The sequence below is a fragment of the Gilvibacter sp. genome, from assembly GCF_965601605.1.
Lineage (GTDB): Bacteria > Bacteroidota > Bacteroidia > Flavobacteriales > Flavobacteriaceae > Gilvibacter.
The window spans coordinates 1-10,872 of the sequence record NZ_CBFCWJ010000015.1; the positions used below are offsets into that span (position 1 = coordinate 1).

At 42.9% G+C, this 10,872-nt stretch carries 10 protein-coding genes and 2 tRNA genes; 10 read left to right on the plus strand and 2 right to left on the minus strand.

Annotated elements, in window-relative coordinates:
- From mutS to ACSLP7_RS03840, 5 genes are all read left to right on the plus strand, one after another.
- On the plus strand, nucleotides 1–2,276 hold a 2,276-nt coding region (gene mutS / locus ACSLP7_RS03820), incomplete at its 5' end, for a DNA mismatch repair protein MutS (protein WP_435578089.1).
- 92 nt (nucleotides 2,277–2,368) lie between these two features.
- A tRNA-Gly gene (locus tag ACSLP7_RS03825) sits at nucleotides 2,369–2,441 on the plus strand.
- 31 nt (nucleotides 2,442–2,472) lie between these two features.
- A tRNA-Leu gene (locus ACSLP7_RS03830) sits at nucleotides 2,473–2,558 on the plus strand.
- A gap of 608 nt (nucleotides 2,559–3,166) precedes the next feature.
- On the plus strand, nucleotides 3,167–3,526 hold the full coding sequence (locus ACSLP7_RS03835) for a hypothetical protein (RefSeq protein WP_435578090.1): 360 nt from the start codon (nucleotides 3,167–3,169) through the stop codon (nucleotides 3,524–3,526).
- Between the two features lie 159 nt (nucleotides 3,527–3,685).
- On the plus strand, nucleotides 3,686–4,345 hold the full coding sequence (locus tag ACSLP7_RS03840; protein WP_435578091.1) for an outer membrane beta-barrel protein: 660 nt from the start codon (nucleotides 3,686–3,688) through the stop codon (nucleotides 4,343–4,345).
- A gap of 39 nt (nucleotides 4,346–4,384) precedes the next feature.
- Here ACSLP7_RS03840 and ACSLP7_RS03845 read toward each other — a convergent pair whose 3' ends face one another.
- The gene (locus ACSLP7_RS03845; protein ID WP_435578092.1) at nucleotides 4,385–4,762 is read right to left on the minus strand and encodes a VOC family protein; all 378 of its coding nucleotides are present in this window, start codon (nucleotides 4,760–4,762) and stop codon (nucleotides 4,385–4,387) included.
- 444 nt (nucleotides 4,763–5,206) lie between these two features.
- Between ACSLP7_RS03845 and ACSLP7_RS03850 the strand changes: the two genes are divergently transcribed.
- The 4 genes from ACSLP7_RS03850 (at nucleotide 5,207) to ACSLP7_RS03865 (ending at nucleotide 9,483) form a co-directional block, all read left to right on the plus strand.
- The gene (locus tag ACSLP7_RS03850) at nucleotides 5,207–5,608 is read left to right on the plus strand and encodes a hypothetical protein (protein WP_435578093.1); all 402 of its coding nucleotides are present in this window, start codon (nucleotides 5,207–5,209) and stop codon (nucleotides 5,606–5,608) included.
- A 138-nt stretch (nucleotides 5,609–5,746) separates the two neighbouring features.
- Nucleotides 5,747–7,807 carry an ATP-binding protein gene (locus tag ACSLP7_RS03855; protein ID WP_435578094.1) on the plus strand — a complete coding sequence of 687 codons (2,061 nt, stop codon included), beginning with the start codon at nucleotides 5,747–5,749 and terminating at the stop codon, nucleotides 7,805–7,807.
- 125 nt (nucleotides 7,808–7,932) lie between these two features.
- Complete coding sequence (aqpZ, locus tag ACSLP7_RS03860; protein ID WP_435578095.1) at nucleotides 7,933–8,616, plus strand: aquaporin Z; 684 nt, start codon at nucleotides 7,933–7,935, stop codon at nucleotides 8,614–8,616.
- A 195-nt stretch (nucleotides 8,617–8,811) separates the two neighbouring features.
- Entirely contained in the window at nucleotides 8,812–9,483 is a 672-nt protein-coding gene (locus ACSLP7_RS03865) for a response regulator (protein ID WP_087523356.1), read from the plus strand.
- Between the two features lie 73 nt (nucleotides 9,484–9,556).
- On the opposite strand, the gene ACSLP7_RS03870 is transcribed toward ACSLP7_RS03865, so the two are convergent.
- Nucleotides 9,557–9,943, minus strand: a complete 387-nt coding sequence (locus ACSLP7_RS03870; RefSeq protein ID WP_435578096.1) for a hypothetical protein — start codon at nucleotides 9,941–9,943, stop codon at nucleotides 9,557–9,559.
- A gap of 222 nt (nucleotides 9,944–10,165) precedes the next feature.
- Here ACSLP7_RS03870 and ACSLP7_RS03875 point away from each other — a divergent pair.
- Nucleotides 10,166–10,872 (plus strand): XRE family transcriptional regulator (locus ACSLP7_RS03875; protein ID WP_435578097.1); only part of this gene is annotated, 707 nt, incomplete at its 3' end.

The window sequence follows — 10,872 nt, forward strand, 5'->3', positions numbered from 1 at the left end:
TCAATGATGACATTCTTCAGGCTAAGAAGAACAACTTTTTGGCTGCGATCTATCCTTCAAAAAAGGAATTGGGTGTGGCCTTTCTGGATATCTCCACAGGCGAATTTTTAGTGGCCGAGGGCAGTTTGATCTACATTCAAAAACTCCTGCAAAATTTCAGTCCGGCCGAGGTACTTTTCTCCAAGCAAAAGCGAACTTGGTTCAAAGAGCATTTTTCTGCGGCCTTAAATGTTTTCTATTTAGAAGATTGGGTATTCCAGACCGAATACGCCAAAGAGAAGCTAACACAACATTTTGGTACGCTCAATTTAAAAGGATTTGGCGTGGAACAGTTGACCCAGGCGCAGATCGCTGCTGGAGCCATCATGCATTATTTGCAAGAGACTCAGCATTCGCGTTTAGATCACATTACCAATATTGCTAGAATCGCTGCGGATAAGTACTTGTGGATGGATCAATTTACCATTCGCAATTTGGAATTGTATCACCGTTCCAGTCCAGAAGCGGTGACTTTGTTGGATATTCTTGATCATACACAATCTCCTATGGGAGGCCGTTTGATGCAGCGTTGGCTGGCCTTGCCTTTAAAAGATTTGGATGCCATCAACCGCAGGCATGATCAAGTGGCACACTGGGTGGCTAATCCTGAGGCCTTGGAACGTCTTAGGGGACAATTGGGATACATTCGTGATTTGGAGCGTTTAGCCTCAAAAGTAGCCACTGGGAAAGTGAATCCTCGTGAAGTGGTACAGCTTAAGAATTCCTTGGAAGGTTTGATTCCACTCATCCAAGGTGTTGAAGCAGATTCAGGAACGATATTCAAGGACCTTTTAGCCAAGTTGGATCCTTGTAACTCGCTACGCGAGCAAATTAAGGCGACCTTAGATGAAGAGGCACCGATATTGTTGTCCAAAGGAAAAGTAATCGCCGCCGGATTCAATGCAGAACTGGATGAATTGCGTGAGATCGCTGGAGGAGGAATTGCCTATTTGGACAAGATGGTTGAGCGCGAAGCCGAGCAAACTGGTATCACTTCCTTAAAGATCGCCTCTAACAATGTATTTGGTTATTATATAGAGGTCAGAAATACCCATAAAGATAAGGTGCCAGAGCACTGGATCCGTAAGCAAACCTTGGTGAACTCTGAGCGCTATATTACCGAAGAACTCAAGGAGTACGAGCAAAAGATCCAAGGTGCCGAGGCGCAGATAGCGGTGCTGGAATCACAATTGTATCAGGAACTGTTGCAAGCCATTCTTCCGTTTATAGGAAAACTGCAAGCCAATGCTCAAGCGGTTGCGGCCGTAGACTGTTTGTGCAGTTTTGCTCACTTAGCCATCACTGCCAAATACAACCGCCCTCAAATGAACGACGGTTTTGAGATCAACATCAAAGACGGGCGTCATCCGGTCATTGAAAAGCAATTACCGCCAGATACCCCTTATGTAGCCAACGATGTGTTTTTAGATCGAGAGCAACAGCAACTCATCATGATTACCGGACCCAATATGAGTGGTAAGTCTGCTATTTTACGTCAGACTGCGCTTATCTCGCTATTGGCGCAAATGGGGAGTTTTGTTCCTGCAGCCAGCGCAGATCTTGGAGTAGTTGATAAGATCTTTACGCGAGTAGGCGCGAGCGATAATATTTCCATGGGGGAATCTACCTTTATGGTTGAAATGAACGAGACAGCAAGTATTCTGAATAATATCTCTGAGCGTTCCTTAGTGCTGTTGGATGAGATCGGTCGTGGTACCAGCACTTATGACGGAATCTCTATCGCTTGGGCTATTAGTGAGTATTTGCACGAGCATCCGGCTCGTCCTAAAACCTTGTTCGCGACCCACTATCACGAACTCAATGAAATGACCGAGCGCTTTGAGCGTATTAAGAACTACAACGTCTCGGTAAAGGAGACCTCAGACAATGTATTGTTCTTGCGTAAACTGGTTCCAGGAGGTTCACATCATAGTTTTGGTATTCATGTAGCCAAGATGGCGGGAATGCCAGACACGGTGATCCGCAGATCTAACAAAATTCTTAAGCGCCTGGAGAATTCGCATTCCTCTGAGCAGCTGAACGATAAGATGAGTCAAGTAGCAGAAGAGGAGCTGCAGCTCAGTTTCATTCGTTTGGACGATCCTTTGTTGGAGGAAATTCGCGATGAGATTTTAGAGTTGGATATAGATACATTGACTCCAGTAGAGGCGTTGATGAAACTCAACGAGATCAAACGCCTATTGAGCCGCAACCGCGCAGAACGCCTCAAGAAATAGCTCGAATTTCTTTTAAAAAAATACTTTAGTATTCTCATAAAAGTTTTAAATTTGCCTCCGCTCTTACAACAAAGAGCACGTTCTTTAAACACGCGAAAATAGCTCAGTTGGTAGAGCGCCACCTTGCCAAGGTGGAGGTCGCGGGTTCGAATCCCGTTTTTCGCTCTAATGGCATGAATGTCATTAAGTCCAAGTTGCAGAAGTGGTGGAATTGGTAGACACGTTGGACTTAAAATCCAATGGGCAGTAATGCCCGTGCGGGTTCAAGTCCCGCCTTCTGTACTAATAAGCGAAAACCCCGACTCAAATGAGTCGGGGTTTTTTGTTTTAAGCACGCGCCAAGCTCGCTTGAGCGCGTGGGAAAAACAAAAAACCATCAGAGCGTAGCGATGGGGTTTTCATTTTCAAATCGACTGGGCGGGACTCACGAGCGAAGCGAGTAATTCCCGCCCTTCACCCCCCCCCCAGCGATTATTCCTCCTTTAATATTTTAAGTATAGGTAGTCATGAATGCTTCGCATTTAAGCGCTTGTTTGAGCTCTTTGCGAAGCAAAAGCGAGTAGCGAAAGCGTGGTGCACCAGAGCTTCAGCGAAGGTGCAGGCGCCATAAAAAATGCCTACAAAACCTGACTTTACGCCCATTACTTTGAAAGGTCGGTAGCCGATATTTTCTGTCGTTTCAAATACACTTTTATGTATCCTGTCGAAATTTAATTCAGGCTCAATCTAGGACTCTTAAATTCACGTCAAGAAAAAAATTAAACTGGTTTTTAACAACAAATTATAGAGAACATAGTATGAAGGAGTTAGGTGTTGTAATTAATTGCTGCGGCAAGGAAATACAAATCGCGCAACCAGACTTTTTTGAAAAGCATGGTGATTGCCAAATCATGGAAGTATGTATTGTTTATAGTGCAGAGGATGATGTTTCTTTAGCACTACTGGAACGTATACAGATGAATTGTAAAAGCATTTCAACGTTGCGCGTGAACAAGAATAAATCGGAACACAGTGCGGTTCGTGCAGGTGTGCGCTATATGATCAGTAATTTTAGATTGCCCGTGATCGCGGTGGTGAGCAATTTGGAATCTTATGCTTTGGATGAATTATTGCCAGCCATTGGAGCAATTAAAGAACAGATATTACAAGATGGACTCATACCAGACGAGCAGCGTTTTACGTTAAGCGCAAGAAACAAAAGAATAGTCCAAATCCTGGAAGAAGATTTTAAAGGCCGCCTGTCTGCATGATAACAGTGTAGCTTCATAGATCCAATTGAGATGATTTTAAGGCTGAGTTACATAAATTAACATAAGGAGCATCCAATGATTTGTTAATCTTCACAGGGTCATTCCTCTCTGGCATGACCTTTGGAGCCTGCTTTGGCATATTAACTAAAATCATTGATTATGAAGAAAACTACTCTGCTGCTGGCCTTTGTGCTAGCCACTACTGCGTATGCGCAAAATCAGGACGATCGTTTTACTATTAGCCAAGGAACTTGGGAATTTGGAGGTAATTTGGGTCTTTTCTGGAATACTGCGGACGTAACCGAAGCCGATAATGACAAACGGGATTTTGACAGTTTCTTTCTATTTGTTAACCCTAATATTGGCTATGCCTTTGACGATAATTGGGTTGCAGGCTTTGGGTTGGACTACCAATACCGTAAAGACAAGTCGATACTCAATACAGAAAGTGGGAACGAAACTATTACCAATGGCTACGGATTTTCGGCTTTTGTAAAAAGGTATATTGCTTTAGGTCAAAAGTTTGCTTTTAGCCTAACCGGCAGTCTGAATTATCAGATCTCCGATGTAGAGCTTAGATCTGCGAACCCAGAAATAATCACTAGCGAACAAGACAGCTCAATTTACGGGCTTGGACTCACACCGGGCTTTGTTTACAGCCTATCTCCAAAATTTCTGATCCAAGCTAACTTAGGCGCCCTTAACTATTCTCGTAGAAAAACTACAGAATCTGGCGGTAGGGAAGATATTTCCAATAGTTTGGCGTTTCGAATAAATCCTGAAAACATCAATTTTGGAGTTACTTACCTCTGGAATTGATCCATTCAAGATAAGTAAGGCAGCTTTCGGGCTGCTTTTTTATTGCACCCGCCATGGTGGGTTTTTTCTATTTTCGCCACCCCAGAACAAGATCACCTTATTGCCTACAGGGTCTTGTAAGCGGGCTTCTCTCCATCCCCAGCTCTGGTCTGTAGGCAAAAGGTCAAAATTAAGTCCAGAGTCTTGCAAGCGCTTAACTTCAATATCCAGTGTTGCCGTCTCAAAATAGATCACGGGAGCTTCCCCAACTCCCAATTCATCAATTTCATGTATGGAAAAGGTGCTGTCACCATCTGGGCATTCAAAACGCACATAACGCGGTCTAGCATCAACGATAAGTTTTAGTCCCAGCAGCTTGTAAAAACGGACGCTAGCCTCCATATCGTTAGTGGGTACCGTTACTTGATTGAGGTTCATATGAGTAGCAGGTGGAATTTATAAATCGTGGTCATAACCGTTTGCGGTGGTCAAGAAATCCTTCTAAGTTAACACCAATATTTGACAATGTGACCTCCTCTAGGCGCGTAGTGATTTGTAAGAATTACAGAAAAACCGTAATAAATTTCGTACAATAGTTAAAAATTTATTTATCTTTGTAGGAAACTACGCATAAGTGAGCGTAGTTTTATTAAATAGAAACTGTACGAAGTTTCTGAAGAACTACCGACCTCACACTTGACATTTTAAAACAAAGAACTGTCCTGGTCTTTATGTAAAAGACTGAGGATCAGAGCTTTTTTTGGCATCTTTTAAAAGATGTCACATAAAGATTTTTGGGGCTGCGATCTTTATTCATAGAAAGATTACGGCCGATTTATAATAATGATTAGTAACAACGTTTAACTAAAAACCTAACTTAAGATGAATCGCTTAAAACTATTGTTCCCCATTTGCGCCTTGGGCTTTCTATTTTTTGCTTGTGAAGCAGAACCCGTAGAAGAAGCTCTGGAAGCTAATTTTAGTGTGAGTATTTCTGAGCTTGAAGCTACAGAAGACTTTACTGATAGCGATACGAATCAACGCGCCACAGACGATGACGATGATTACGTAGATGTAGATGGAAAGAGCGCACAAACAGACGACGATGACGACTACGTGGACGTAGACGGGAAGTCAGCCCAAACTGATGACGACGACGATTATGTTGACGTTGACGGTAAGAAAGCAAAAACAGACGACGACGACGATTACGTTGATGTAGACGGAAGATCATCTCAAACAGATGATGACGACGACTACGTAGACGTAGACAGCCGAGGATAATTTTACCGGCAATTGCGGTTTTACCCGCAGTGAGTCAGTGGCTTTGCTGCTGACTTTTAATTTCTGGACCTCAGAAACAGGAGATTTGTGTTTTTTGGTTTGAATCCAAAGGCATAATCGGTTATATTGGGTCTCGAAATGAGGCCGCGTAACTTATATTTATCCGATATAAAGAAAACAGCCATACTCATCAGCCTGATGGGTATGGTTTGCTATTTTATAGTTTCTTGTAAACACGAGGGGCCTGCTGGTGCAGAAGTTCCCAGCACGGTACAGGATTCAGTACTCTCCATTATTGACGAGGTGGCCGTGGGCGATCAGCCCAGAACTGTGCTTAAATCTCAATTACTTCGCGCCTTTAGATTGCACGGATTGATTCAAAACGACTCTGTAAAAAAGTTGGTGTTGGATTCGGTTGCGCGAAACAGTCTGCGCTATCGCAGTGATGAATTGGCAAGGATGTCTGCTGAACATCTACAAGATATCGCTGTTGCTGGTAGTGATACTCTAGGCATTGCAAAAGCACATTGGTATTTGGGCTTGTATTATTTGCGCAAGGATCAAATTGACAGTGCGGCAAACAAGTTCTATTATGCCGAGCGCTTCTATAGACTTTCAGGTGATTTTATAAATGCGGGTCGTTCCGTACTCAACTTAGCAATTCTTCAAAAGAATCAGAAGGACTACATCGGCAGTGAGCAAAGTACGGTAAGAGCCTTGGAATTCTTAGAGGGCGTAGAAGGAGAACAGCGCCGAATTGCATCAGCGTACAACAATCTAGGTATCATTGCTAAGGATACCGAAAAGTATGACCTGGCAATCGAGTACCACAATCAGGCTTTGGAGTACCGCCAAGAGATTGGCAACCCTGCCCTAGAGGCAAGCTCGTTCAACAATCTCGGTATTGTTTATACCAATATGGGGCAATATGAAAAGGCCATTGAGACCTTCAATGAGGGCCTTGACAATGACAGTCTGTATTATCAGCGCCCGATCACCTATGCCAAGCTTCTAGATAATAAAGCCTACGCGGAACTATTAGGTGGAAAAGAGCAGGGATATCCGGAGGCTTTTATGATTCCTTTCAGACTCCGAGATAGCATTTCTGATAAGTCTGGAAAAGTTCAGAGCTATTTGAGACTTTCGGAGTACTATTTAATGATAGATTCCGTTTCGGTAAGCCATACTTATGCAAAGGATGCCTTGGCGCTGGCCAGAGAGATCGGGTATCAGCGCGGGGAGCAAGAATCTTTGCAACTTTTGGCTAAGAACTCCGCCCCAGAGATTGCGCTGAACTATAACAACCGCTTTATTGCGATCAATGATAGCCTGCAGAAAGCTGAACGTTCTTTCCAGGATCGATTTGCGCGTCTGCGATTTCAAACCGACGTTTTGGAGGATGAGCGTAACCGCGTGATTCAGACCAATAAACAGCTGCAGTTGGTATTGTTGAGTTTGATTGCCTTTGCTTTGTTGGGTTATATTTTCATTCAACGCAGGGCCAACCGCAAGGAGTTGCATTACCAAGCGGATCAGCAGAAGGCTAATGAGGAGATTTACAGTTTGATGCTTTCCCAGAAAGTGAAGTTGGAGGAAGGAAAACAAATAGAAAAGCAGCGGATCTCAGAAGAGTTGCACGACGGGATTTTGAGTAAACTCTTTGGGGCTCGATTGAGTTTGGACAGCTTAAATGCTAAAGTAGACGATAAATCTGTCGGGATTAGACAATCCTATATTCAAGAGATCAAAAATATAGAGAGTGAGATCCGATCCATTTCTCACGAACTGAACGCCAGTGCCTTTAACAGTGAGGTGATGTATGTGGATGCGATCGAGAAATTACTGCGCGATCAATGTACCATTCACAATATAGATTTTGAACTCAACAGCGATCATATGATCGAATGGGAAAAGATGTCAAACGACAAAAAGGTACACTTGTACCGAATCATTCAAGAGGCGCTTCAGAACATTATGAAACACGCCAAGGCAGATGAGATCTCCGTTCAATTTGCCCAACTGGTCAATGGGGTTCGTTTAACTATTGAGGACGATGGTGTTGGGATGAATACCAGCAAGGTCAAGCGCGGTATCGGTCTCAAAAACATCAAATCTCGTGTGAAACAAATCGAGGGCAATCTTCGCATTCATAGTGAGGAAGGTAAAGGCACGCAGATCACTGTAGATTTCCTCGCTTAAATTAAACATTTCCTTTTATCGGTTTTTTCCTCCTTTGGTCTGCTGGCAGGCTGAAAACAGCTCAGTCTTTTTGTCTTTTCGTTTAATAATCATGTACTTAGACTTACTAACTAATACTTTTTATTATGAAAAAATTCGTAGCAGAAGCCATAGGAACCTTTTGGTTGGTCTTTGGCGGATGTGGGTCTGCACTCTTGGCAGCCGGCGTTGAAAATGTTGGAATTGGATTTTTAGGAGTGTCCTTGGCCTTTGGATTGACCGTTGTGACCATGGCTTATGCAATTGGTCATATTTCTGGGGCGCATTTAAATCCCGCAGTCACCATTGGACTATGGGTAGGAGGTCGTTTTTCTGCTAAAGACGTTTTACCGTATATCATTGCTCAGTGCTTGGGCGGTTTGATCGCAGCGGCTGCACTTTATGTGATTGTGACCGGGAACGGTTCTGAGATTGGAGGCTTTGCCGCTAATGGTTATGGAGAACATTCTCCAGGCGGTTACTCCATGGAAGCGGGAATGCTTACCGAATTTATTTTGACCTTGGTCTTTTTGTTGGTGATCATGGGTGCTACCCATAAGAATGCCGCTTCTAAATTTGCAGGTTTGGCCATTGGTTTGGCTTTGACGCTGATTCACCTGATCAGTATTCCTGTGACCAATACTTCTGTTAATCCTGCTCGAAGCATAAGTCAGGCAGTATTTGTTGGCGATTGGGCCTTAGCTCAGCTTTGGGTCTTTATTGCTTTTCCTATTGCCGGTGCAATTTTTGGTGGATTGTTATACCGATGGCTATCTGGTGGAAATGATTAAGTATTCCATAAATCGATTCAAAAAGGAGCTTTTAAGCTCCTTTTTTATTGCTAAAACGTGATGTAATTACGGTAAATAAGTAAATCTATCATTGCCTAAAAATTGGTATATTGTAGAAGCAACAATACCGATCGATTTTCGTTAAAAAAATCGAACACAGAATCCAGAAGATCACTCCCAATAATTGATTCCATTATGAAGACTAAATTAAATGTTCTGATGGTCGATGATCACCCAATTATCATCGAAGGATACCGCAACACGCTCTACGACAATTTCAACGAGCAATACACTTTGATGATCGATGTGGTTTCTAATTGTGACGATGCGGCGAAGGCCATCAAAATGAATCGAAATGAGAAGCCTTATGATGTGGCACTCATCGACATAAAACTACCTCCTTCTAAAGATGGGAAATTGACCTCCGGAGTTGATGTGGCAATACTTTTAAGACAGCTACACCCAAAATCCAGAGTCATTATCCTCACCATGCACAATGAGGATGGACGCATTCACAACATCTTGCAGAACATCAACCCAGAAGGTTTCTTGATCAAAAGCGATCTCACTTCTAGTGAGCTGAGCCGAGCCTTTGAAGAAGTGGCTGATGGTCGCACTTATTACAGCGCCACGGTGAACAATCACTTTAGAAAAATGATCAGCAATGATTTTTCTTTAGATCAAAAGAATCTTCAGATCCTATACCACCTATCCAGAGGGGTGCAAACCAAGAATCTGAGCAATTATATCAACCTTTCCTTAAGCGCCATTGAAAAGCGTAAAAATCACATTAAAGAACTGTTTGATATCAAGTCAGCCAATGATGAGGTCTTGATTGAAGAAGCTCGCAGACGGGGATTTGTATAAAAATTACATTCAGACATAAAAAAAAGGACTTGCAAACGCAAGTCCTTTTTTGTTGATGGTTACTTATATGGTATTAGATTCCATCTGCGTCATCTACCGCATCTTTCACTGCATCAGCAGCTCCTTTAACGGCATCTTTGGCGCTATCAACAGCACCGTCAGCAGCGTCTTTTGCATCTTCCATTGCTCCTTCAGCAGCATCTTTAGCATCCTCTACAGCACCTTCAACGGCGTCCGCAGCGTCACCAGCAGCTTCTCCAGCAGCATCCATAGCGTCAGAGGCAGCACCTTCAACTGCATCAGCAGCATCAGAGGCAGCTTCTCCAGCAGCATCAGCAGCATCACCTGCAGCCTCAGCAGCATTTTCTACAGCGTCTTCTGCTTTCTTTTCAGTTTCTCTACATGAGGTAAAAGAAACGGCCATAAGCACAACAAATACGCCTAAAAATAACTTCTTCATGATATATCTAGATTAGTGATTAAAGAACCAAATGTACTATTTTTTTTAACATTTTAACAAATTTCTAACAATTTATGGAATACTTACCCAACACGTGCATTTCGTCGATTTTCTGCAGTTTTTGACTGCTTTTTTGTGGATTTTTCAACGTACTGAAAAAATAGAGGTTAGGAGATATTCCCATCACTTGGAATATTTCCAAAAATATCGCTAAATTGAGGCATGCAACAGAATTTATCTACGGCGGCTATTCGCTTTAAAAAAGTGCGAGAAACTTTAGGGTTTACCCAACAAGAATTTGCTCAAAAGTTAGGAATCAGTAATTCCACAGCAGACATTGAAAGGGCCAAAACCAAGCTATCAGGAGCTGTGGTTATGGAGCTATTGAGGCAATTTCAGATCAATCCTTTGTGGCTCTACGGAAAAAGTCTGTCTCAATATTTATCTCCTGAGGGAGTATCTGTGATGCCTAAGGTCATCACTGTGAATGATGCCGATCAAGAAAATATTCTTTTAGTGAGTCAGCGTGCGGCCGCAGGTTACCCACAAAATGTCGGTGACCCAGAATGGGTGCAGACTTTGCCTGCCTTCTCCATTCCCTTGCCGCAATATCGCAACGCGACCTATCGCGGCTTCCAGGTAGAAGGAGATAGTATGTTGCCCAACATTAGACCAAACGAATGGGTTTTAGGGCGTTCGGTTGGTGATCTAGGTGAAGCTACTAATAATAAGATCTATATCGTCGTACTACAAGATTCTGTTCTGGTCAAAAAACTGGAAAAGCTCCCAGATCCTACCAAGGTGCGTTTGGTGTCATTGAATGCAGCTTATCTTCCCATAGATGTTCCTGTGCAGTCCATTCAAGAACTGTGGCTGGTTAACAGTAAGATCAGTTTTGGTTTAGAGTCTGATGGAAACAACAGTTTGCT